The sequence below is a fragment of the Geodermatophilus sp. TF02-6 genome (genome assembly GCF_003319115.1).
In the GTDB taxonomy this organism is placed as follows: Bacteria; Actinomycetota; Actinomycetes; order Mycobacteriales; family Geodermatophilaceae; genus Geodermatophilus.
Map to the genome: position 1 here is coordinate 52,358 of NZ_QOHF01000022.1, position 22,253 is coordinate 74,610.

22 protein-coding genes and 1 tRNA gene are annotated in these 22,253 nt (G+C 73.9%); 16 read left to right on the forward strand and 7 right to left on the reverse strand.

All coding sequences use genetic code 11. The features are described from left to right. The first annotated feature begins 46 nt into the window (after nt 1–46). Nucleotides 47–1,465, forward strand: coding sequence for a glycine--tRNA ligase (locus DQ238_RS18205; RefSeq protein WP_113782662.1), 1,419 nt, complete (start codon nt 47–49; stop codon nt 1,463–1,465). Here DQ238_RS18205 and DQ238_RS24150 read toward each other — a convergent pair. Then, nucleotides 1,435–2,568 (reverse strand): glycosyltransferase family 9 protein, encoded by a 1,134-nt coding sequence (locus DQ238_RS24150; RefSeq protein ID WP_113782694.1) that lies wholly within the window; start codon nt 2,566–2,568, stop codon nt 1,435–1,437. The two genes, DQ238_RS18205 and DQ238_RS24150, sit on opposite strands and share 31 nt — an antisense overlap. On the opposite strand from DQ238_RS24150, the gene DQ238_RS18215 reads away from it, so the two are divergent. From DQ238_RS18215 to DQ238_RS18265, 11 genes are all read left to right on the forward strand, one after another. Continuing rightward, nucleotides 2,473–3,459, forward strand: a complete 987-nt coding sequence (locus tag DQ238_RS18215; RefSeq protein ID WP_113782663.1) for an ABC transporter ATP-binding protein — start codon at nt 2,473–2,475, stop codon at nt 3,457–3,459. The two genes, DQ238_RS24150 and DQ238_RS18215, sit on opposite strands and share 96 nt — an antisense overlap. Continuing rightward, nucleotides 3,456–4,247 (forward strand): ABC transporter permease, encoded by a 792-nt coding sequence (locus DQ238_RS18220; protein ID WP_113782664.1) that lies wholly within the window; start codon nt 3,456–3,458, stop codon nt 4,245–4,247. Before DQ238_RS18215 ends, DQ238_RS18220 begins: the two co-directional genes overlap by 4 nt. A gap of 32 nt (nt 4,248–4,279) precedes the next feature. Beyond that, nucleotides 4,280–5,473: a sensor histidine kinase gene (locus DQ238_RS18225; protein ID WP_113782695.1), complete on the forward strand. Its 1,194-nt coding sequence runs from the start codon at nt 4,280–4,282 to the stop codon at nt 5,471–5,473. After that, nucleotides 5,470–6,078 (forward strand): response regulator transcription factor, encoded by a 609-nt coding sequence (locus DQ238_RS18230; protein ID WP_113782665.1) that lies wholly within the window; start codon nt 5,470–5,472, stop codon nt 6,076–6,078. The genes DQ238_RS18225 and DQ238_RS18230 overlap by 4 nt, the downstream gene beginning before the upstream one ends. Nucleotides 6,079–6,285: 207 nt before the next feature. Further along, entirely contained in the window at nt 6,286–7,443 is a 1,158-nt protein-coding gene (gene dusB, locus DQ238_RS18235) for a tRNA dihydrouridine synthase DusB (RefSeq protein ID WP_113782666.1), read from the forward strand. Then, nucleotides 7,440–7,886, forward strand: coding sequence for a hypothetical protein (locus tag DQ238_RS18240; RefSeq protein ID WP_113782667.1), 447 nt, complete (start codon nt 7,440–7,442; stop codon nt 7,884–7,886). Before dusB ends, DQ238_RS18240 begins: the two co-directional genes overlap by 4 nt. 291 nt (nt 7,887–8,177) lie before the next feature. After that, nucleotides 8,178–10,886, forward strand: coding sequence for a pyruvate, phosphate dikinase (gene ppdK, locus DQ238_RS18245; RefSeq protein WP_113782668.1), 2,709 nt, complete (start codon nt 8,178–8,180; stop codon nt 10,884–10,886). 67 nt (nt 10,887–10,953) lie between these two features. Continuing rightward, complete coding sequence (locus tag DQ238_RS18250) at nt 10,954–11,583, forward strand: YdcF family protein (protein ID WP_233496082.1); 630 nt, start codon at nt 10,954–10,956, stop codon at nt 11,581–11,583. A gap of 9 nt (nt 11,584–11,592) precedes the next feature. Then, nucleotides 11,593–12,126: a hypothetical protein gene (locus DQ238_RS18255; protein ID WP_233496083.1), complete on the forward strand. Its 534-nt coding sequence runs from the start codon at nt 11,593–11,595 to the stop codon at nt 12,124–12,126. Next, nucleotides 12,126–14,009 carry a DNA primase gene (gene dnaG / locus DQ238_RS18260; RefSeq protein WP_113782669.1) on the forward strand — a complete coding sequence of 628 codons (1,884 nt, stop codon included), beginning with the start codon at nt 12,126–12,128 and terminating at the stop codon, nt 14,007–14,009. Before DQ238_RS18255 ends, dnaG begins: the two co-directional genes overlap by 1 nt. Then, on the forward strand, nt 14,006–14,587 hold the full coding sequence (locus DQ238_RS18265) for a hypothetical protein (protein ID WP_113782670.1): 582 nt from the start codon (nt 14,006–14,008) through the stop codon (nt 14,585–14,587). Before dnaG ends, DQ238_RS18265 begins: the two co-directional genes overlap by 4 nt. Before the next feature lie 121 nt (nt 14,588–14,708). On the opposite strand, the gene DQ238_RS23905 is transcribed toward DQ238_RS18265, so the two are convergent. Continuing rightward, complete coding sequence (locus DQ238_RS23905) at nt 14,709–15,026, reverse strand: hypothetical protein (RefSeq protein ID WP_233496084.1); 318 nt, start codon at nt 15,024–15,026, stop codon at nt 14,709–14,711. Between the two features lie 139 nt (nt 15,027–15,165). Between DQ238_RS23905 and DQ238_RS18275 the strand changes: the two genes are divergently transcribed. Further along, nucleotides 15,166–15,238, forward strand: a tRNA-Asn gene (locus DQ238_RS18275). A 370-nt stretch (nt 15,239–15,608) separates the two neighbouring features. Here the strand turns inward: DQ238_RS18275 and DQ238_RS18280 are convergent. Continuing rightward, nucleotides 15,609–16,022 (reverse strand): type II toxin-antitoxin system VapC family toxin, encoded by a 414-nt coding sequence (locus DQ238_RS18280; RefSeq protein ID WP_113782671.1) that lies wholly within the window; start codon nt 16,020–16,022, stop codon nt 15,609–15,611. Next, nucleotides 16,023–16,274: a hypothetical protein gene (locus tag DQ238_RS18285; RefSeq protein ID WP_113782672.1), complete on the reverse strand. Its 252-nt coding sequence runs from the start codon at nt 16,272–16,274 to the stop codon at nt 16,023–16,025. A 696-nt stretch (nt 16,275–16,970) separates the two neighbouring features. Here DQ238_RS18285 and DQ238_RS23365 point away from each other — a divergent pair. Further along, on the forward strand, nt 16,971–17,219 hold the full coding sequence (locus tag DQ238_RS23365) for a hypothetical protein (RefSeq protein WP_199506434.1): 249 nt from the start codon (nt 16,971–16,973) through the stop codon (nt 17,217–17,219). Nucleotides 17,220–17,270: 51 nt separating this feature from the next. Next, entirely contained in the window at nt 17,271–17,615 is a 345-nt protein-coding gene (locus DQ238_RS23370; RefSeq protein ID WP_199506435.1) for a hypothetical protein, read from the forward strand. Between the two features lie 337 nt (nt 17,616–17,952). On the opposite strand, the gene DQ238_RS18295 is transcribed toward DQ238_RS23370, so the two are convergent. The 3 genes from DQ238_RS18295 to DQ238_RS18310 all read right to left on the reverse strand — a co-directional run bounded on the left by DQ238_RS18295 (nt 17,953) and on the right by DQ238_RS18310 (nt 21,434). Next, on the reverse strand, nt 17,953–18,948 hold the full coding sequence (locus DQ238_RS18295; protein ID WP_113782673.1) for a cytochrome d ubiquinol oxidase subunit II: 996 nt from the start codon (nt 18,946–18,948) through the stop codon (nt 17,953–17,955). Then, a complete protein-coding gene (locus tag DQ238_RS18300; RefSeq protein WP_199506436.1) occupies nt 18,945–20,387 on the reverse strand; it encodes a cytochrome ubiquinol oxidase subunit I in 1,443 nt (480 codons plus the stop codon). Before DQ238_RS18300 ends, DQ238_RS18295 begins: the two co-directional genes overlap by 4 nt. A 588-nt stretch (nt 20,388–20,975) precedes the next feature. After that, nucleotides 20,976–21,434: a PepSY domain-containing protein gene (locus DQ238_RS18310; protein WP_113782675.1), complete on the reverse strand. Its 459-nt coding sequence runs from the start codon at nt 21,432–21,434 to the stop codon at nt 20,976–20,978. A 135-nt stretch (nt 21,435–21,569) separates the two neighbouring features. Here DQ238_RS18310 and DQ238_RS18315 point away from each other — a divergent pair, with 135 nt between their 5' ends. After that, nucleotides 21,570–22,253: a response regulator transcription factor gene (locus DQ238_RS18315; RefSeq protein ID WP_113782676.1), complete on the forward strand. Its 684-nt coding sequence runs from the start codon at nt 21,570–21,572 to the stop codon at nt 22,251–22,253.

The following is a 22,253-nucleotide window of genomic DNA, read 5'->3' on the forward strand; positions in this document are numbered from 1 at the left end:
GTCGCGGCAACTACCGTGGACGGGTCAACCGCCGACCGCCAGCCGGATGGAGCCCCTCGCCGTGAGCGACAGCGCCGCCCAGCACGACCCCGCCCGCCTCGACAAGGTGGTCAACCTCTGCAAGCGACGGGGTCTGGTCTTCCCGTCGGGCGAGATCTACGGCGGCACCCGCTCCGCCTGGGACTACGGGCCGCTGGGCGTCGAGCTCAAGGAGAACATCAAGCGGCAGTGGTGGAAGACCGTCGTCCAGAGCCGCGACGACGTGGTCGGCCTGGACTCCTCGGTGATCCTGCCCCGCCAGGTGTGGGTGGCCTCCGGGCACGTCGGCGTCTTCACCGATCCGTTGACCGAGTGCCAGAACTGCCACCACCGGTTCCGCGCCGACCACCTCGAGGAGGACTTCGAGGCCAAGAAGGGCCGGCCGCCGGAGCACGGCCTGGCCGACATCACCTGCCCGAACTGCGGCACGAAGGGCGCGTGGACCGAGCCGCGCGACTTCAACATGATGCTCAAGACCCATCTCGGCCCGGTCGAGGACGAGTCGGGGTTGCACTACCTGCGCCCGGAGACCGCGCAGGGCATCTTCGTCGACTTCGCCCACGTCATGGGCGCCGCCCGCCGGAAGCCGCCGTTCGGCATCGGGCAGATCGGCAAGTCCTTCCGCAACGAGATCACCCCGGGCAACTTCGTCTTCCGGACCCGCGAGTTCGAGCAGATGGAGATGGAGTTCTTCGTCGAGCCCGGCACCGACGAGCAGTGGCACCAGTACTGGATCGACGAGCGCACCGCCTGGTACGTCGACCTGGGCATCGACCCGGCGAACCTGCGGCACTACGAGCACCCGAAGGAGAAGCTGTCGCACTACTCGACGCGCACCGTCGACATCGAGTACCGCTTCGGCTTCTCCGGCTCGGAGTGGGGTGAGCTGGAGGGCATCGCCAACCGCACCGACTTCGACCTCAAGACCCACTCGGAGCACTCCGGCGTCGACCTGTCCTACTTCGACCAGGCCACCGACACCCGGTGGATGCCGTACGTCATCGAGCCGGCGGCCGGGCTGACCCGCTCCCTCATGGCCTTCCTCATCGAGGCCTACACCGAGGACCAGGCGCCCAACACCAAGGGCGGCGTCGACACCCGCACGCTGCTGCGGCTGGACGCGCGGCTGGCGCCGGTCAAGGCCGCCGTCCTGCCGCTGTCGCGCAACGCCGACCTCTCGCCCAAGGCCCGCGACCTGGCCGCGCAGCTGCGGCAGAGCTGGAACGTCGACTTCGACGACGCCGGCGCCATCGGCCGCCGCTACCGGCGCCAGGACGAGATCGGGACGCCGTTCTGCCTCACCGTCGACTTCGACACCCTCACCGACGACGCGGTGACCGTCCGCGAGCGCGACTCGATGGCCCAGGAGCGGATCGGCATCGACCAGGTCGAGACCTACCTGAAGGCCCGCCTGCCGATCTGCTGACCGGGCCGGTCGCCGGCGTCCCCCAGCAGCTCGACGGCGGCGGCGAGCACGTCGTCGACCGGCACCTCCGCCACCAGCGACGCGTCGTGGCCGCACCGTTCGCGGCGCTCGTCGGCGCCGCAGACCGGGCAGGTGGTCGGCGCGGAGACGGCGACGCGGTGGCGCCACCTGGCGAGCGGGCCGGCGCCCCGCAGGTTGCGCTCCAGGTAGACGCCGACCGTCGCCGCGCCGACGGCCTCGGCGAGGTGCCGCGGGCCCGAGTCGTTGCCGACGACGACGCGGCAGCGCGCCAGGACCCCGGCCAGCGCGCCGAGGGTCACGCGGTCGACGAGCTCCTCCGGCGGCGTGCTCACGGTGGCGCGGATGGCGGCGGCCGCCCCCCGGTCGTCGGGGCCGGCCCCGACGAGGACCACCCGTGCGCCCCGCCGGGTCAGCTCGCCGGCGACCGCGGTGAAGCACTCCGCGGGCCAGCGGCGGCGCGGATCGGTCGCGCCCGGGTTGATCGCCACCAGCGGCCGCGGATCCGGGGTCAGGACGGCGTCGGCGGCCGCCGCGTCCGCGGCCGTCACGGCCAGCTGCGGCGCGACGACCGCCGGGACGGCGCCGACCAGGCCGACCACCTCCAGGCAGCGGAACACCTCGTGCTGGTCACCCGCGTAGGGCAGGTCGCGGTCGAGCGCCGGGGCGTCGACGTCGCGTGCGCCGGCGGTCAGGCGGGCGCCCGTTGGCCCGCAGGACCGCGATCCGCTCGACGTCGGGCACCAGGGAGCCGGCCGGTTCGCCCGGCACGGCGGTCGTTCCCGGCACGGATCGCCTCCTGTCCTGTCCCTCGGTCCCGGCCGGTCGGGCGCCACGCGCCGGGCGCCGACGGGGTCGCCGAGCACCTCTGCCCGGGCCGGGCCGCGCCCATGCCTCGACCTCCGGCCCGCGCACCCATGACGACTGTCACCGGGCAGTCGTGATGCTCGGTCGAGGGACGGGCGGCGCGGCTCGGCCAGCCTCGTGGCATGGAACTCGCCGCCCCGCCCCAGCCGGTGCACCCGCCCGCACCGGGCGTCCGCTCTCCCGTCCCCGCCGTCGCCCTGCGCGGGGTGAGCAAGCACTTCGGCGCCGTCACCGCCGTCGACGGGCTCGACCTCACCATCGAGCCGGGGGAGATCGTGGCCTTCCTCGGCCCCAACGGCGCCGGCAAGACGACGACGATCGACATGGTCCTGGGCCTGTCCCGGCCCGACGCCGGCACCGTCGAGGTGTACGGCACGGCGCCGCGGACCGCCGTCGCCCACGGCCTCGTCGCCGCGGTGATGCAGACCGGCGGCCTGCTCAAGGACCTCACCGTCCGCGAGACCGCCCAGCTGACCGCCGCGCTGTTCGCGCACAGCCGTCCGGTCGACGAGGTCCTCGAGCGCGCCGGCATCGCCGAGATCGCCGACCGGCGGGTCGGCAAGTGCTCGGGCGGCCAGCAGCAGCGGCTGCGCTTCGCCATGGCCCTGCTGCCCGAGCCGTCGCTGCTCGTGCTCGACGAGCCCACCACCGGCATGGACGTCGAGGGTCGGCGTGAGTTCTGGAGCGCGATCCGCGCCGACGCCGAGCGCGGCCGCACGGTGCTCTTCGCGACCCACTACCTGGAGGAGGCCGACGCCTACGCCGACCGGGTCGTCCTGGTCAGCCGCGGCCGGGTGGTCGCCGACGGCACCTCGGCGGAGATCCGCGCCCGGTCCACCGGGCGGCGGGTCAGCGCCACCTGGGAGGGCATCACCACGGCCGAGGCGGTCGCGCTGCGCGCCCTGCCCGCCGTCGAGGACGTCGAGCTGCGCGGCGACACCGTCCTGGTCACCACGGGGGACTCCGACGCCGTCGCCCGCCATCTGCTCACCGCCACCCCGGCCCACGACCTGCAGATCACCGCCCGCGGGCTGGAGGACGCCTTCCTCGCCCTCACCACCTCTGTGCCGGCCACCCACCCCACCGCCCCGACAGGAGAGACCCGATGACCGCCGCCGTCCGCACCGTCCCCGAGCGCGCCGTCCCCCCGCTGGGCGGCTTCTCCACCACCTTCCTGCGGCTGGAGATCCGCCGCCTGCTGCGCAACCGCCGGACCATGGTCTTCACGCTGGTCATGCCGCCCGCCTTCTACCTGCTCTTCGGCGGGCTGAGCGACAGCTACCAGCACCAGTCCGCCGGCCACGGCAACGTGTCGGCGTACCTGATGCTCAGCTTCGCCGTGTACGGCGCGATGATCGCCAACACCAGCGCCGGCGCGTCGGTGGCCGTGGAACGGGCCCAGGGCTGGTCGCGCCAGCTGCGGCTGACGCCGCTCGACCCGGTCGCCTACACCGCCACGAAGGTCATCACGGCCATGGTCGTCGGGGCGGCCAGCGTGGCGATCGTCTTCGTCGTCGGCGGGCTCGGCGGCGCGCACATGCCGACCTCGGCCTGGATCACCGGCGGCCTCGTCGCCTGGCTCGGCGCCGTCGTCTTCGCCGCGTTCGGCCTGTTCATGGGCTACCTGCTGCCGTCGGAGAACGTCATGCAGCTGCTGGGGCCGGCCCTCGCCCTGCTGGCCCTGATGGGCGGGCTGTTCGTGCCGCTCGACGCGCTGAGCTCCACTCTGCGGACCCTCGCCTCGTACACCCCCGCCTACGGCGTGGGCGAGCTCGCCCGGGCCGGCCTCCTCGGCGACGGGATCGACCTCGGGGCCATCGCGAACGTCGTGGTCTGGACGGCGTTCTTCGCCGCCGGTGCGGTGTGGCGGTTCCGCCGCGACACCGCGCGGGTCTGACGGTGCCCGGGACCGGGGCCACACTGCTCGACGTGACTCCGTCGTCAGCAGGGACCCCGGCCGGCGGGGGAGAGCAGCGCCCGGCGCGGGAGGAGCAGGGCCCCGCGCCGGGCCGCTTCGCGTGGTTGTTCGCCGCCGTCTGGCTGGTCTACCTGATCTCACCGCTGCGCCGCGCCTGGACCGCGGCGGCGACCCCGCTGCCGCTGCGGGTGCTCGCGGTGGCCGCGCTGGTCGGCTTCGCCGCCGGCTTCTGCTGGTTCTTCGCCTGGTTCCGCCGGCGGCGGCTGGTCGGTGCGCCGCCGGCGCCGACCGCCGTCTGGCGGGTGCTGGGCGCCGGGCTGCTGCTCCTGGTCCTGGCCGCGTCCGGTGCCGGCGAGGAGAGCCTCGCCGGGCTGGTGTACATCGGGGTGGCGGCGGTGATGACCCTCCCGCTGCGCCAGTCGGCCGTCGTGGTCGCGGGCGTGGTGGCGCTGATCACGGTCTTGCCGCGGGTCGTGCCCGGGTGGACCCCGCAAGACGGGGTCGTCCCCGGGCTGCTGCTCGGCTGCCTCGCCGCGTTCGGCGTCGGCCAGGTGATCACGCGCAACGCCGAGCTGCTGCGCGCGCGGGAGCAGTTGGTCGACCTCGCCGTCACCCGGGAGCGGGCCCGGCTGGCGCGCGACGTGCACGACATCCTGGGCCACTCGCTCACCGTCATCACGGTGAAGACCGAGCTGGCCGGCCGGCTGCTGGAGGCGGCTCCGGGGAGCCCGGCGCTCGACCGGGTCCGGGCCGAGGTCGCCGACGTCGAGCGGCTGGCCCGCGAGGCGCTGGCCGACGTCCGGGCCACCGCGTCGGGCATGCGCTCGGTCTCGCTCACGGGGGAGCTGGCGGCGGCACGGCGGGCCCTCGACGCGGCCGGCATCGCGGCCGACCTGCCCTCCGCCGTGGACGTCGTCCCAGCCCGGCACCGTGAGCTGTTCGCCTGGACGCTGCGGGAGGGCGTCACCAACGTCGTCCGCCACTCCGGCGCCCGGCGCTGCACGGTGCGGCTGACCGCCGACTGCGTCGAGGTGCGCGACGACGGCCGCGGCCACGACAGCACCGGGGACGACGGCAGCGGGCTGGCCGGCCTGCGAAGCCGTGCCCAGGCGGCCGGCGCCCGGGTGGAGACCGGCCGGTCGCCCGAGGGCGGCTTCCTGCTGCGGGTGGTGGCCGAACCGGCCGCGGTGGGGAGCTCCGCGTGATCCGGCTGCTGCTCGCCGACGACCAGGCGCTGGTCCGCGGCGCCCTCGCCGCGCTGCTGGACCTGGAGGGCGACCTGCAGGTCGTCGCCGAGGTCTCCCGCGGGGACGAGGTGGTGTCCGCCGCGGTGCAGAACGCCGTCGACGTCGCACTGCTCGACGTCGAGATGCCCGGGGCGGACGGGATCGTCGCCACCGCGGCCCTGCGCTCGGCGCGGCCCTCGTGCCGGGTGCTGATCGTCACCACCTTCGGCCGGCCCGGGTACCTGCGCCGGGCCATGGAGGCCGGCGCCAGCGGCTTCGTCGTCAAGGACACCCCCGCACGGCAGCTGGCCGAGGCGGTCCGCCGGGTGCACGCCGGGCTGCGCGTCCTCGACCCGGGGCTGGCCGAGGAGTCCCTGGTGTCCGGGGCCTCGCCGCTGACCGCGCGGGAGACCGAGGTGCTGCGGGCCGCCCGCGGCGGGGACACCGTCGCCGACGTGGCCGCGACGCTGCACCTGTCGGAGGGCACGGTGCGCAACCACCTGTCGGCGGCGATCGGCAAGACCGGCGCCCGCAACCGCGCCGAGGCCGTGCGGCTCGCCGAGGACCGCGGCTGGCTGCTGTGACATGGCGACCCTCCGGGTCGCACCGCGGCCACGTGCCGTTCCCGGCCTGCGTGGAGCCGCTGCGGCCGCTTCCCTCCTCGGGGACCCTCCGGGCCCCGCTCGTCGGTCGCACCGCGGCCACGTGCCGTTCCGGCCTGCGTGGAGCCGCTGCCCGTGCCCCCTCGGGAGGCCTCCGGTCCCCGTGACGAGTCCACCTACCCTGGTACCGTGACGATCGCAGCCGAGCCCGAGACGGCGGTCGCGCCGCTGCGGCTCGGGTCGCTGACGGTCGAGCCCGCGGTGGTGCTGGCGCCGATGGCCGGCATCACCAACCCGGCGTTCCGCACGCTGTGCCGCGAGTTCGGCGCCGGCCTCTACGTCTGCGAGATGATCACCACGCGGGCGCTGGTGGAGCGCAACGAGAAGACGCTGCAGATGGTCCGCGCCACCCCCGACGAGACCGACGCCTTCTCCGTGCAGCTCTACGGCGTCGACCCGGCCACCGTCGGCCGCGCGGTGCAGATGCTGGTCGACGAGGGTGTCGCCGGTACCCGCCCGGCGCACGTCGACCTCAACTTCGGCTGCCCGGTGCCCAAGGTGACCCGCAAGGGCGGCGGCTCGGCGCTGCCCTGGCGGCGGGTGCTGTTCCGGGACATCGTGCGGGCCGCCGTCCGGGCGGCGCGCGACGTGCCGGTCACCGTCAAGACCCGCATCGGCATCGACGCCGACCACGTCACCTACGCCGACGCCGGCCGGATCGCCCAGGACGAGGGCGCGGCGGCGATCACCCTGCACGGGCGCACCGCCGACCAGCTGTACTCCGGCGTCGCCGACTGGGCGCCGATCGCCCGGTTGGTCGAGACCGTCGACATCCCGGTGCTGGGCAACGGCGACGTCTGGGAGGCCGACGACGCGCTGCGCATGGTCGCCGAGACCGGGTGCGCCGGCGTCGTCGTCGGCCGCGGCTGCCTGGGCCGGCCGTGGCTGTTCGGCGACCTGGCCGCGGCCTTCGCCGGGAGGACGCAGCGGGCGCTGCCGACGCTGCGCGAGGTCGCCGCGGTCATGCACCGGCACGCGACCCTGCTGGCGGCCGAGCAGGGCGAGCGGCACGGCTGCACCGACTTCCGCAAGCACGTCGCCTGGTACCTCAAGGGGTTCTCGGTCGGCTCCGACGTCCGTCGGGCGCTGGCGGTGGTCGACTCCCTCGACGAGCTGGCCGAGCTGCTGGCCGGCATCCCCGACCAGCCCTACCCGACGGCGGTGCTCGGCGGTCCGCGCGGGCGGACCAGCCCGCCGCGGCCGGTGGCCCTGCCCGAGGGCTGGCTGGCCGACCGCGACGACCCCCGGCCGCCGGCCGGGGCCGAGCTGCTGGTGAGCGGCGGATGAGCACCGGCCCGTACCTCTACGACGACGGCCCGGAGCCGCTGCACACCGGCACCCCGCGGCCGGCCCGGGCGCTGATCCTGGCCGTGCTCGGCGGGACGGTCGCCGTCGCCGTCGGCATGGCCGTCGGGCTGCCGCTGGTCAAGGGCACGGCCGACGAGCAGGCGCGGGAGGTCTCCGGCGTCTTCCTCGCCGCGCTGGCCCAGGACGACGCGGAGACCGCCTACGGCCTGCTCTGCGCCGACGAGCGCGCCCGCCTCGCGCCGCAGTCGGTGGCCGCCGCGTACGCCCCCGGCGGCACCGGAGAGGTCACCGGCGCCACCGCCGGCGAGGTGGACGGCGAGCCGGTGCAGCGGGTCCGGGTGCGCTGGAGCGACGGCAGCACCTCCACCCTGACCGTGGTCAGCGCGGACGGCGCCCGCGTCTGCGGCACCACGCCCGGCTGAACAAGGACCCCCTGCCCCCACCACTCGCAGGCTCGGCAGCCAGGCCCCCTCCCAGGCCCCGCCCCGAGTGTGCGAGGGGTGGGGAGGAGGGGGTCCTTCTACCTGCAGGGGGCCATCGTCCGACGGTCTGGCGCATCCTCGCCAGTTGGGACACCATCGCCCCCTGAGGCTCGAGCGGACGTATCAGACGTCTACCCACGACGGTGCTGAGCCCGCCGGGGCCGCGCTCGCCGGGGACCGTCCGGTACCGGCGGCGCAGCGGCGGCCGGCGGATGGGCGCGGAGGTGCACGGTGAGCGGAACCGGGGCGACGACCTGGGTCTACGACTTCGGCCAGGGCAGCAAGGAGCAGAAGGACCTCCTCGGCGGCAAGGGCGCCAACCTGGCCGAGATGACCAACCTGGGGCTGCCGGTGCCGCCCGGGTTCACCATCACCACCGACGCCTGCCGCTACTTCCTGGCGCACCGCAGCACACCGCCCGAGCTCGCCGATCAGGTGACCGAGCACCTGACGGCGCTGGAGAAGGCCATGGGCAAGACCCTCGGCGACCCCGCCGACCCGCTGCTGGTGTCGGTGCGTTCGGGCGCCGCGGCGTCGATGCCCGGGATGATGGAGACCGTCCTCAACGTCGGCCTCACCGACGAGTCGCGGCACGGCCTGGCCGCGCAGTCGGGCAGCGAGCGCTTCGCCTGGGACTCCTACCGGCGGCTGGTCCAGATGTTCGGCAAGACCGTCCTCGGCATCGACGGCGACCTCTTCGAGCGCGCCCTCGAGGAGGTCAAGCGGGAGCAGGGCAGCGACTCCGACCTCGACCTCGATGCCGGGCACCTCGAGGACGTCGTCCGCCGGTTCCAGGCCATCGTCACCGAGCACTGCGGCCGCGACTTCCCGCAGGACCCGCGCGAGCAGCTCGACCTGGCGATCAACGCCGTCTTCGACTCGTGGAACTCCGAGCGGGCGGTCATCTACCGGCGGCGCGAGCGCATCCCGGCCGACGCCGGCACCGCGGTCAACGTCGTCGCCATGGTCTTCGGCAACCTCGGCATGGACTCCGGCACCGGGGTGGCCTTCACCCGCGACCCGGGCAGCGGGGAGCAGGGCGTCTACGGCGACTACCTGCAGAACGCGCAGGGGGAGGACGTCGTCGCCGGCATCCGCAACACCGTGCCGCTCACCGAGCTGGAGCACATCGACGCCGACGCCTACCGCCAGCTGCGGGGCGTCATGGCCCGGCTGGAGGCGCACTACCGCGACCTGTGCGACATCGAGTTCACCATCGAGCGCGGCAAGCTGTGGATGCTGCAGACCCGGGTCGGCAAGCGGACGGCGGCCGCGGCGTTCCGCATCGCCACCCAGTTGGTCGACGAGGGCCTCATCGACACCGACGAGGCGGTCCGGCGGGTCACCGGCGACCAGCTCGCCCAGCTGATGTTCCCCCGGTTCGTCTCCGGCGGGGACGCCACCGAGCTGACCCGCGGGATGAACGCCTCGCCCGGTGCGGCCGTCGGCAGGGCGGTGTTCTCCTCCGAGACGGCGGTCGAGTGGGCCGGCCGCGGGGAGCGGGTGGTGTTGGTCCGCCGGGAGACCAACCCCGACGACCTCGCCGGGATGATCGCCGCCGAGGGCGTGTTGACCAACCGCGGCGGCAAGACCTCGCACGCCGCCGTCGTCGCCCGCGGCATGGGCAAGACCTGCGTCTGCGGCGCCGAGGAGCTCGACGTCGACACCGCGGCCCGGAGGTTCACCGCGCCCGACGGCACGGTCGTCAGCGAGGGCGACGTCATCAGCATCGACGGGTCGACCGGCCGGGTCTGGCTCGGCGAGGTGCCGGTCGAGCCGCCGTCGGTCGTCCGGTACTTCGAGGGCGCCATCGACCCGGACTCCGAGCAGGCCGACGACCTGGTGCGCAGCGTGCACCGGATCCTCACCCACGCCGACCGGGTGCGGCGCCTGGGCGTGCGCGCCAACGCCGACACTGCGGGGGACGCCGCCCGCGCCCGCCGGTTCGGCGCGCACGGCATCGGCCTGTGCCGGACCGAGCACATGTTCCTCGGCGACCGCCGGCAGCTGGTCGAGACGCTGATCCTCGCCGAGGACGACGCGGACCGGCAGGCCGCGCTGGCGGCCCTGGCCCCCCTGCAGAAGCAGGACTTCCTGCACATCTTCGCGGCCATGGACGGGCTGCCGGTGACTGTGCGGCTGCTCGACCCGCCGCTGCACGAGTTCCTGCCCGACCTCACCGAGCTGTCGGTGCGGGTGGCGATGGCGCAGGCCCGCGGCGAGCACGACGAGCGGGCGCACCGGCTGCTCGCCGCGGTGCACGCGATGCACGAGGAGAACCCGATGCTCGGCCTGCGGGGGGTGCGCCTGGGTCTGGTCGTCCCGGGCCTGTTCGCCATGCAGGTGCGGGCGATCGCCGAGGCCGCCGCCGAGCGCCGCCGGGCCGGCGGGGACCCGCGCCCGGAGATCATGATCCCGTTGGTGAGCGCGGTGCAGGAGCTCGAGGCCATCCGCGAGGAGACCGAGGAGGTGCTCGCCCAGGTCTGCGAGGAGCAGGGGGTCGAGCTCACCGCGCACATCGGGACCATGATCGAGGTGCCGCGGGCGGTGGTGACCGCGGACGAGATCGCCACCGCCGCGGACTTCTTCTCCTTCGGCACCAACGACCTGACCCAGATGACCTGGGGTTTCTCCCGGGACGACGTCGAGGCCGCCTTCTTCTCCGCCTACCTGGAGCGCGGCATCTTCAGCGTCTCGCCGTTCGAGACCCTCGACCGCGCCGGGGTCGGCGCCCTGGTGCGGATGGCCGTGGAGGGCGGCCGGTCCACCCGCCCGGACCTCAAGCTCGGCGTGTGCGGCGAGCACGGCGGCGACCCGGACTCGGTGCACTTCTTCCACGACGTCGGGCTGGACTACGTGTCCTGCTCGCCGTTCCGCGTGCCGGTCGCCCGGCTGGAGGCCGGCCGGGCCGCGCTGGGCGCCGAGCGCGCCGGCTCCTGACCCCTGCCGTGGGACCCGCCGTCCCCAGGGGCCTCGAACCGACAGCGCAGCGTGGTACCCATGACGCGTGGGGGTGCGCGTCGGGGCTCTGCTGGGCCGCATGGTGGGCGCCCTCGCGCTGAGCTTCGTCCTGCTGGTCGGCTCCACCGCGACGGCGATCTGGTGGACGGCGCGGCAGGACGCGCGTCCCGCCTCCGACGCGATCGTCGTGCTGGGGTCGGCGCAGTACAACGGCGTCCCGTCGTCGATCTTCGAGGCCCGGCTCGAGCACGCCCGGGCGCTGTACGAGGACGGCGTCGCGCCGGTGGTGGTCACTGTCGGCGGCAAGGCGACCGGCGACCAGTTCACCGAGGCCGAGGCCGGTCGCGACTACCTCGCCGACGGGGGCGTGCCCGCCGACGCGCTGCTGCCGGTCGAGGAGGGGGTGGACACGCTGGAGAGCATGCGGGCGGTCGCCGCGGTCTTCGACGAGCGCGGCTGGACCACCGCCGTCCTGGTGACCGACCCGTGGCACGCTCTGCGGGCCGAGCGGATGGCCGAGGACGCCGGCATCGTCGCCGACAGCTCGCCGACCCGGCAGGGCCCGGCGGTGCAGACCCGCGTCACGCAGTTCCGCTACATCCTCCGCGAGACTGCGGCCTACCTGCTCTACCGCGCGACCGGCGAGAGCGTCGCCGGTGCGCCCGGGATCGGCTGAGGAGGACCCGTGCTGGAACTGGGCCCCGTGCTCGAGTTGGGCAGAGCCGGCTCGGCCGGCGTCGGCAAGGGCGTGCTGCCCGTGCTGCGCGACGGCGCCGTGGTGGCCACCGTCCGCGCCGCGACCTGGAGGGAGGCGGCCACGGCCGTCGTCGCCGACCGCGAGTGGGTGTTCGCCAAGGCCAGGCGGGAGATCGCCGGTCGGTGGGCGGCCGACCCGGAGGGGACGGCGCGGCTGCGCGCCCGGCAGACCTCGTGGTGGAAGGGCACCTGGTCGGTCGACCTCGAGGGCAGGCAGCTGACGGCGACCCGGCCGTCGGTGTGGCGCAGCGGGCTGCGCTACGCCGACGGGGGACAGCAGGTCGCCACCGGGGGGACCACGGGGACCTGGTCACCGCTGCCCACGCTCACCGCCGCAGAGGCGCTGCCCCTGCACCAGCAGGTCTTCCTGCTGTGGCTGCAGCTCGTGGTCGCCCGGCGGGACCAGGCGGTGTGGGGAGCCGTGATCGCCGGTGGAGCTGCCGGGGCAGCGGGGAGCAGCTGATGGCCGGACGGGGACGCATCCGCGCCGCGGACATCGCGCTGGTCCGCGAGCGCAGCAAGATCGACGAGGTCGTCGGCGAGCACCTGCAGCTCAAGCGCGCCGGCGGCGGCAGCCTCAAGGGGCTGTGCCCCTTCCACGACGAGAAGTCGCCGTCCTTCCACGTCACTCCTGCGCGCAACCTCTGGCACTGCTTCGGGTGCGGGGCTGGTGGCGACGTCATCTCCTTCGTCCAGCAGATCGACCACCTGTCGTTCACCGAGGCGGTCGAGCTGCTGGCCGGGCGGGCGAACGTGGAGCTGCACTACGAGGACGACGGCGGCCGGCCGACCGGCGCCCCCGACCGCGCGCAGGCCGGGCAGCGGGCCCGGCTGGTCGCGGCCAACACCGCGGCGGCGGCCTTCTACGCCGAACAGCTGGGTACCCCGGAGGCGGTGCCGGCCCGGCAGTTCCTCGCCGACCGCGGCTTCGACCGGCAGGTGGCCCTCGACTTCGGCTGCGGCTTCGCCCCCGCCGGCTGGGACGCGCTGACCCGGCACCTGCGCGGTCGCGGCTACACCCCGGCCGAACTGGTCACCGCGGGGCTGGCCAAGGAGTCCTCGCGGGGGTCGCTGATCGACCGGTTCCACCGCCGGCTGGTCTGGCCGATTCGGGACATCACCGGCGACGTCATCGGCTTCGGCGCCCGCAAGCTCGCCGACGACGACCCCGGGCCGAAGTACCTCAACACCCCCGAGACGCCGCTGTACAAGAAGAGCTCGGTGCTCTACGGCGTGGAGCGGGCCAAGCGGGACATCGCCCGCCGGCACCAGGCCGTCGTCGTCGAGGGCTACACCGACGTCATGGCCTGCCACCTGGCCGGGGTGACCACCGCGGTGGCCTCGTGCGGGACCGCGTTCGGCCCCGAGCACATCGGCGTGCTGCGCCGGCTGCTCATGGACCAGGACGAGTTCCGCGGCGAGGTCGTCTACACCTTCGACGGGGACGCCGCCGGCCAGGCCGCCGCACGCAAGGTGTTCGAGGAGGACCAGCGCTTCGTCGGGCAGACCTTCGTCGCGGTCGAGCCCGACGGCCGCGACCCGTGCGAGCTGCGCCAGGCGCACGGGGACGCCGCGGTCCGCGACCTCGTGGCCCGGCGGACGCCGCTGATCGCGTTCGTGCTGAGGACGACGCTGGCCGGCTACGACCTGGACACCGTCGAGGGGCGGGTGGCCGCGCTGGACAGGACCGTCCCGCTGGTCGCCCAGATCAAGGACCACGCGCTGCGCCCGGCCTACGCCCGGCAGCTGGCCGGGCTGATCGGCAACACCGACGAGGCCGAGGTGCTCGAGCGGGTGCGCCGGCTGACGGGGGAGGGGGCCGCACCCCCGCGGTCCCGGGTCCGCACCCCGAAGCGCTCGCCGGACGAGATCGCGGTCGCCGTCGAGCGGGAGGCGGTCAAGGCGGCGCTGCAGGTGCCCGAGCTCGCCGGGCCGTCGTTCGACGCCGTCCCGGTCGAGGCCTACACCGACCCGGACCTCGCGGCGGTCGCCGCCGCCGTCACCGCGGCCGGGGGAGCAGCGGCCACCCGGGTCACCGGCGCGGCGTGGCTGGACGAGATCGCGGCGCACTGCGCCAGCGACAGCGCCCGGGCGCAGCTGACCGCGCTGGCCGTGGAGCCGCTGCGCTCGGCCGGCGAGGCCGACGCAGCCTACGTCGGCGTGCAGTTGGCCCGGCTGGAGGAGATGCACACCGTCCGCCGGGTGGCCGAGCTCAAGGGCCGGCTGCAGCGGATGAACCCCGTGGAGGCCGGGGACGAGTACATGAGGGCGTTCGGCCAGCTGGTGGCGCTCGAGCAGCAGGCGATCTCGCTGCGCAAGCGGGCGACGGGCGGGCTGGGGGAGTGAGCGTCGTCGACCGGCTGCGGCGGCGGTTCACCCGGCCGCCGGAGGTGGTCCGCGCAGTGGTGCTCGCCTCGCCCGACCCGGACGAGCGGGTGCTCGCCTGGGGCGTGCTGGTGCGGGACGAGGGGTGGCTGGTCGCGACCTCCCACGGGCTGCGCCGGGTGCCGGCCGACCTGCCGCTGCCCGCGGCCGGTGAGGTCGGCGTCCTGCCGTGGCACGAGGTCGCCTCGGCCCGGTGGACGGCGACCGGGGACGGCGGCGGCCGGTTCGAGGTGACCGCGCTGACCGAGGTCGAGCCGGGGGTGCAGGCGCGGCTGCCGGTCGAGCGGCACGCGCTGCGCGACGCGGGTGACCTGCCGGCCGTCGTCCGCCGTCGGGTGGACCAGACGGTGGTGGCCAGCCGGCGCTCTCCCCTGCCCGGGCGGGGCGGGGTGCTGCTGGTGGCGCGCCGGGTGCCCGGCCAGGCCGAGCGGGAGTGGACGGTCGTCTTCGACGACGACACCGACCGCTCCGACCCGGTCGCGCGCGAGGTCGCCCGGCAGAAGCTCGCCGAGGCGGTCGCAGCGGACCAGCCGGTTTGAGCAAGGCCCCCCTGCCCACCGCTTGCAAGCTCGCGGCCCCGTCCAGAGGCTCGCCCCGAGCTTGCGAGGGGTGAGGAGGACGGGGTCCTTGTGCTGCAGGGGGCCTGCCGCGGCTGTTCGGTCAGAGACCGCCGGTGGTGTCCGGCGGCGGCACGGTGCCCGACGTCGGGACGGTGTTCGTGGTGGTGCTCGCCGGGGGGACGGTCACCGGCCGGGGTGCCGAGGTCGTGCGGTCGGAGGTGTCCCGGCCCATCCGCGCCTTCACCGAGTTGACCACCGCGTCGGCCCGAGCCTGTGCCATGCCGGCCACGCTCTGCAGCTGCGGGTTGTCCTTGGCGTTCTCCCAGGCGCGCTGGATCTGCTCGTAGCGCTCCCTGCCCGCCTTCGCACCGAGCACGTACCCGGCACCGAAGCCGGCGAGGAAGGACAGCTTCGCCACAGGGACCTCCAGGTGGGACGAAGGACAGGAGTGATCACGGTAACCGCTCGGATGGGGTGGGCGCGACGCGAAGGCCCCCGCCGCAGACACGTCGACGGCGTGGGGTACCCTCGTCACGGCGCGCGGGTCACCCCGCCGGTCCCCCGTAGCTCAATTGGCAGAGCATGCGACTGTTAATCGCAGGGTTATTGGTTCGAGTCCAATCGGGGGAGCGTAAACCCGCAGGTCGCAGCCTTGCTGGGCAGTCTTGGGACCTTAGCGGTCCTGACTGTGTGCCAGCGTTGTGCACCAGCGGCTTCAGCGCTACGTGAATCGCATGGTCGCCGGCGCGGCCGGCTCGGTGAGATGTCGGAGTCGGTTAAGCGTGCGGACTCGGCCCGCCTGGAGCGGCGAGCTGATGCCGCCCCACTGTTGGTTGCACGCTCAACATTCCGTGCCTTCGGAATCCGGAGCTCTCCGCCGGGCCAGGTGTTGCGCCGACTGTGGGTCTGTCCATTCGTGGGCCGGCGTCCGAACGCCCGGATGAAGGGGTGTCCGCGCCGCGGCTGATCGACGTGGTCGGTCAACCCGCCGGTGACCGGGCTATGGCAGCAGGGTGAAGGCGCCGACGTGGCGGGGCCGAACGACGGTGAAGTGGCGTCGATCTAGGGTCGCGATGGTGTCGATTTCCAAGCGTTCGGCCAGCGCGATGATGGATGCGTCGGTAGCGCCCAGTGGCATGTCGAGGTAACGGCGGGTCAGCTCGGCAGTCCGGATCAGGTCTGGGCGGCTTAGCTCGGCGAGGTGAAGGTCTCCGGCGGCCAGGTCCTCGAGGAACCGGGCCTCGGCGTCCGGGCTTCCCTTGGTCTGCAGCAGGTAGGCGGTCTCGGCGATGACGGTGGCGGGGACGAGACGCTCGTTGGCCGGGACCGAGCGCAGGAGCCGGGCGCAGGCGACGTGATCGTCGTCATCGGCACGTGCCGCTCCGACCAGAACGCCGGTGTCGAAGAGGATCACCTACTCGCCGAAACCGGCCAGGTAAGCATCGGTGTTGCGCGCCATGTCCCGGGGACCGCCCTTGACCGACCCGATGAAGCTGAGTTCCTCGCACCGCGGCCGCTCGGGCGCGGGCTGGACCTCGCCGGTCGGCGCGGGACTGTGAATCAGACGGAAACGCTCGCCGGGCGTTACGCCATGGCGACGGAGCTCGGCCAGCAGCTCGGCTTCGTCGTCAGGAACGGTGAAGTCCCACCCGTCAGTGGTACTCATGATCAAAGTCTAACGGCCCAGTGTTCGAGCGCACGAGGACGATCATCACTTCCATCGCCGCCATCCAGCCGGCGATGCTTGACCAGCGGCCAGAGCGGGTCGCACCTCCGCCGCAACCGTGGACCCTCCCGGACCCGGGACAGATCGCGGTGATACACCAAGGCGTCCCGCCTGCTGGGGCAGGCGGCAACAGGTTGCCGGCGCCGACGCGCTCTCGGGTCGGCTTCGCGACGTCGCGGCTGACGCATGGGCGCCGCACGTGCTGCTCATCGCTCCGCACGCGGCGCAGGTCAGCGCCGGGCTGGCCGAGTCGCTGACCGCGGTCCAGCAGCAGCCGGCTCGGGGCGCGGTCGCGGTGGTGCTGGCCGGCGACGACATCGACCAGGCCGACGACCTCCGGTGGCGGCTGACCATCGATGACGCCGGGGGTCCTGCGCATCCCTGCACTGGGACTGGAGCTGTGTGCCCAGCAGCTTCCTGCTGAGGAGGCCGCGCAGCTGGCTCAAGTCCTCGCCCTGGCGTCTGTCACCGAAGACCGAGCCGTCCCGCGGGCCCACGGAAGCCAGCCGTGGGACGCCCACGCCGATGCCTGCGGTGGCCTCCGAGTCGACCCACTCGGCGCCGCGCGGCGGGAGCTACCGGACTCCGCCGCGGCTGAAGACCCGTCGCCGGACCTGGCAGGGTCAGCTCCCCTCGATGACCAGCTCGGTACTGCCGCTGCCCGCGCAGGCTTACCTGGAGCAGGCAGCGACCACCGAGCGCGACCTACACGTGCTGGCTCCGGCAATCGACGACCGCATCCGTCGCGAGGTGCAGAGCGCAGACCCCGGCCTGGACGCCGACCTCGCCGACTGGGCCGACCCGTCCTGCCCACGTCCGAAGTTGACTCTGCTCGGTCCGGTCCAGGTGCGCGCTCAGGGCTCCCTGCCGCAGCGCAATCCGTGACGGCAGTTCTACACCGAGATCGTCGCCTACCTGGCGACCCGGCCGGGCGGGGTGACCAGCGAGCGCTACGCCACCGCCATCTGGCCCAACGAACCCGACGTCGTCGGCAAGACCAAGGTGCGCCAGTCCATCGCCGTCGTGCGAGCGTGGCTCGGCACCGATCCGGACACCGGCGCCGACTACCTGCCCTCCGGGCTCACCGCCGCGGCGGCCGGGCGGTACCGCATCGACGGCATCCTCGTGGACGCCGAGGTCTTCCGCCGGCTGCGGGTCCGAGGCCTGGCCCGCGGAGCCGACGGCATGGCGGACCTGTGCGCGGCGCTCGACCTGGTCACTGGCCGTCCGTCGACCTGCCCGCCCCGCGTCAGGGCGCTGCCGGCGGCTACGGCTGGCTGATCGACGAGGACGCCCGGCTGGACCTCGAGTACGCCGCGATGATCGTCGACGTCGCCCACACCGTCGTCACCCACTACCTCGGCGTCGGACGGCCTTAGCTTGCCGAGGCCGCTGCCCAGGTGGCCCTGAAGGCCGGCAGCTACGAAGACGTGCCGCTGCTCGACCTGGTCGCTGCCTGCGACGCCCAGACAAGCGAACTAGGGCTGACGCCTACGTCGCCCGCATCCTGGCCAACCACGACGCCGGGGTGGAAGAAGATCTGCCCCAGGACGGCGGAGATCCTCTTCCGACGACAGTGGACCCGATCGAGCGGGGGCGCACCTGCTGATGCAGGCGGTCAGTGGCTCTGCAACTGGCCCCGCTGGGAGAGCACGAACAGCAGGCCCATCGACGGGACGACGAGCGCCAGCGCCACGGCGGCCACCACGGTGAGTGCCGCCAGGGTCGGTGTCGGGGCCGCGGTGTCGGCGATCGTCAGGTGCGTGCCGAGCAGGTACGGGTACTGGGCGACACCCCAGCCGGCGATGATCGCCGCCACCGCGGCGACGGCGAGCGCCTGCAGCAGCCGCGGGGCCGCTCGGCCGATCAGCGCGACCGAGGCGAGCCCGGACAGGGCCGAGACGATCACCAGGGGCAGCCCTCGGTGCAGCAGCTCGTCGAACAGCCGGGGGGAGTCCGCGTGCAGCACCGCGATGCCGGCGAGCGCGACGGCGCCGGTGCCGACCGCGGCGCCGAGGGCCCGGTGGCGAAACCACCGCTCCAGGTCGGCCTGGTCCCGGCGTCGCGCCTCTGCGGTGAGGAAGACGGCCGCGACGAAGGCGCAGGTGAGCACCGCCAGCACGCCGCCGAGCAGCGAGGTCGGGTTGACCCAACTGCGCAGCCCGTCTCCGTTCCCGCCGGTGGGGACGCGGCCGGAGGCGATGCCGCCGGCGACCGTGCCGAGGAAGAACGGGGTGAGCACCGACGAGGCGGCAAACGCAGCACCGGTGAACCGCTGCTGGTCGGTGCGCACCATGACCTTGCGGAATGCGAAGCCCGAGCCGCGCAGCACGATGCCCAGCGCCGCGAGGCCGAGCGGGACGTAGAGCGTCGTCATGATCGCCGCGAACGCCGTCGGGAAGGCCGTCCACAGCATCACGAGCACGAAGATGAGCCAGACGTGGTTGGCCTCCCACACCGGCGCAAGCGTCTCGTCGATCAGGTGCCGCGGCCGCCGTCCGCGCTCGGCGCCGCCGGCGGTCAGGTCCCAGAAGCCGGCGCCGAAGTCGGCGCCGCCGAGCACCGCGTACGCGAGCACGCCGACGAACAGCACGACGGCCGCGAAGGTGCTCATCTCCCGGGCTCCGCGGCCGCGGTCTCTCGGGCGCGGGACGGCCCGTAGGGCACGTCGCCGTCCGGCTCCGCCCCGGGTTCCTCGTCGGCCCGCCGCCAGCGGCGGCGCAGGAGGCCCAGGGCGACGAAGCTGCCGTAGGTGACCGCCGCATAGAGGGCGAGGGTGGCGGCGAAAAACAGCCAGACGTTGCCGGAGGTGGTGACGGCGTCGCGGGTGAGCAGGTAGCCGACGACCGTCCACGGCTGGCGGCCCACCTCGGTGACGATCCACCCGCACTCGAGCGCCACGATCGCGGCGACGCCGGAGACCGCGGTGCAGCGCAGGAACCACCGGCCCGTCGGGACGCCGCGGTGCCGCCGCGCGGCGACGGCGAACCAGATCGAGAGGGCCAGCAGCGCGAAGCCGATGCCGACCATGATCTGGAAGGACCAGTGCACGAGCGTGATCAGGTGGTCGGGCGGCCGCAGCTCGGGCGGGATCGCGTCGAGGCCCTGAATGCGGGTGCTCGGACTGAAGCCGGACAGCAGTGAGGCCCCGTTGGGGATGTCGAGGCCGAAGCGGACCGTGCCGTCGACGTACACCCCGAGCAGGGTCTCGGGCACGTGGGTGCTCGTCGTGGGGACCGTCTCGATCGCGGCGAACTTGGCCGGCTCGTTCTGGTAGACCTCGCGGGCCGCGACGTCGCCCACGAAGATCTGCACCGGTGTCACGATCGCCGCGACGGTGAGGGGGATGGCCAGCCCGAGCCGGTGCCGCCGGTCGTTGCGGCCGCGGAGGATGCCGACCGCGTAGACGCCGGCGACGGTGAATCCGGCGATCATGTAGGCGGCGAGGAGCATGTGGAGGGCTTCGTACCAGAAGGCGCCGTTGAAGATGACGCCCAGCGGGCGGACGTCGACGACCTCGCCGTCGCGCAGTGTGAAGCCGGCGGGCTGGTTCATCCAGCCGTTGGCGGCGACGACCGACAGGGTGCCGCCGATGCCGGTCAGTGGCACCGGGATGCCGGTCCAGAAGTGCGCCCAGGGGCGCATGCGGTCCCAGCCGTAGATGTAGATGGCCACGAAGATGGCCTCGAGGAAGAAGAACAGCCCCTCGATCGCGAACGGGATGCCGAACGCGGCGCCGTAGCGGCCCATCAGCCGCGGCCACAGCAGCCCGAGCTCGAACGAGAGCACGGTGCCCGACACCGCGCCGACGGCGAAGAGGACAGCGGAGACCTGCGACCAGCGGCGGGCCAGCACCAGGGCCTGCCCGTCGCCGCGTCGCAGGCCGCGCCAGTTGGCGATGAGCATGAGGAACGTGAAGGCCACGCCGAAGGGGACCAGGATGATGTGGAACCCGAGCGTGAACGCCATCTGCTCGCGCGCCGGCAGCAGCTGTGAGGGGTCACCCGCCGCCGCGAGCAGCTGTCCGCCGACCGGGTGCAGCAGATCCGGCACCTCCCCAGCCTGCTCCTGCCGATCCGCCGCCGCACCCCTTTTCGAAGCTTGCCGTGAATCGCCGGCCTCGCCATCACCGCCATCTTGTGCAGCGGCGGCAGATCTGCCGCCGCTGCATGCGGCGGACTTCGGCTCCGAGACGCACGTGGCACGGGGCGGATCCGTCATCGCGCGGGAGCGCGTACGGCAGGCGTTCCGCGCAGGCCCGCGAGCACCGGCCATGTCACGTGCACACGCTGTCGTGCTGCTCGTCGCGCCGGGATGTGACGTCGACCGAGCGGCCGAGGGGTGGCGTCGCTGGCACGAGCGCACCGGGTCCGCGCAGCTCTACGGGGCGGTCAGCGCCCTTCCTCACGACGCGGGCCTGGTGGTGCGTGTCGCCGCCCACGACGGGCAGCTCCTCCGTGGGGCCGTCGCCGAGGCGCTCCCCCTGCTCCGCGCATCGGCCGTGTCGGGGCGTGGATCGCCGAGCTGAGTGCGCGATGTCCGATGCCCACGAGCTGCCCGATCGCAGAGACCACGTCCTCCCGCCGGTGGGCGTCCCTACCGCCGGACGGCGGCAGGGACGCCCACCGGCGCTCGATCAGATCAGTCGTCGTCCTGGTGGTCCTCTTCGGCGCCGTTCTGCTGGTTGGTGTCCTTCTGCCGGGCGTCGTCCTCGGTCTCGGTCTCGGTCTTGAGAATGTGCGCGTCGCCGGCGTCGACGACCGCCTCGTGCAGGGACCCGTCGGCACCCAGGACCTCCACCGTCCAGACGACGGACCCGTCGTCGGCCTCGAGCTCGGCCTCGACGGCCTTTCCACCGTGGACCGACCTGACCGCAGCCTCGGCCGCGTGCGTCATGTCCACGGCGGCGAGCTCCGCCAGCTTCTGCTGCTCGGCGGCGTCGTTCTCGGGCAGCGCCGACTCGTCCACCGACACGGTGCCCGGGCGGGTGGAGCCGCCGGCCTTCTCATCACCGCCCGCGGCGGCGGCGACCCCGCCGGCCACGGCCAGTACGGCGCCGGCCCCGGCGGTGACGACGGCGATCCGCTTCCCGATGCGCATGAAAATCCTCCTCGACGGGCCCGGCCGGATGCCGGCCCTCGCCAACGACGGTGCGCCGGCCGGATGAGGGGTCGATGAGACGGGGCTGAGTGCCGCTCTCATCGTCGCCTCATCGCCGGGCGTCACCCTCGGACCATGCGGATCCTGGTCGTGGAGGACCACGGCAACATGCGCGACGTGCTGGTACGCGGCCTGACCGAGGCCGGGCACGCGGTCGACGCGGTCGCCGACGGGCCCGTCGGGCTGGCCCGGGCGGTGACCGGCGCCTACGACGCGGTCGTGCTCGACGTGATGCTGCCCGGCATGGACGGCTTCGCGGTGTGCCGGGGGCTGCGCGACCGCGAGGTGTGGACTCCGGTGCTCATGCTGACCGCCCGGGACGCCGTACCCGACCGGGTGCACGGGCTGGACTGCGGCGCCGACGACTACCTGGTCAAGCCGTTCGCCTTCACCGAGCTGGTCGGCCGGCTGCGCGCCCTGCAGCGCCGGGGTGCGCCGCCCCGCCCGGCCGTGCTGTGCTGCGGACCGCTCGCCCTGGACCCGGCGGCCCGATCCGTCCGGTGCCGCGGCGAGGACGTCGAGCTCTCGCCGCGCGAGTTCGCCCTGCTGGAGTTCCTGCTGCGCCATCCCGGGCACGTGCTCTCCCGCGCCCAGATCCTCGAGCACGTGTGGGGCCACGCCTACGACGGGCAGTCCAACGTGGTCGACGTCTACGTGAAGTACCTGCGCGACAAGATCGACCGGCGGTTCTCCCTCGACCTGGTCCAGACCGTCCGCGGCGCGGGCTACCGGATCGCGTGCGCCGGACCCCGAGAGTGA

What these genes read in the sequence shown, in the direction of transcription:
- dnaG (WP_113782669.1), top strand. Translation starts at nt 12,126, where the DNA reads ATGGCCGGACGGGGACGCATCCGCGCCGCGGACATCGCGCTGGTCCGC.
- DQ238_RS18315 (WP_113782676.1), top strand. Translation starts at nt 21,570, where the DNA reads ATGCGGATCCTGGTCGTGGAGGACCACGGCAACATGCGCGACGTGCTG.
- DQ238_RS18310 (WP_113782675.1), bottom strand. Translation starts at nt 21,434, where the DNA reads ATGCGCATCGGGAAGCGGATCGCCGTCGTCACCGCCGGGGCCGGCGCC.
- DQ238_RS18220 (WP_113782664.1), top strand. Translation starts at nt 3,456, where the DNA reads ATGACCGCCGCCGTCCGCACCGTCCCCGAGCGCGCCGTCCCCCCGCTG.
- DQ238_RS18215 (WP_113782663.1), top strand. Translation starts at nt 2,473, where the DNA reads ATGGAACTCGCCGCCCCGCCCCAGCCGGTGCACCCGCCCGCACCGGGC.
- DQ238_RS18285 (WP_113782672.1), bottom strand. Translation starts at nt 16,274, where the DNA reads ATGAGTACCACTGACGGGTGGGACTTCACCGTTCCTGACGACGAAGCC.
- DQ238_RS18205 (WP_113782662.1), top strand. Translation starts at nt 47, where the DNA reads ATGGAGCCCCTCGCCGTGAGCGACAGCGCCGCCCAGCACGACCCCGCC.
- DQ238_RS23365 (WP_199506434.1), top strand. Translation starts at nt 16,971, where the DNA reads ATGACCAGCTCGGTACTGCCGCTGCCCGCGCAGGCTTACCTGGAGCAG.
- DQ238_RS18295 (WP_113782673.1), bottom strand. Translation starts at nt 18,948, where the DNA reads ATGAGCACCTTCGCGGCCGTCGTGCTGTTCGTCGGCGTGCTCGCGTAC.
- DQ238_RS18240 (WP_113782667.1), top strand. Translation starts at nt 7,440, where the DNA reads ATGAGCACCGGCCCGTACCTCTACGACGACGGCCCGGAGCCGCTGCAC.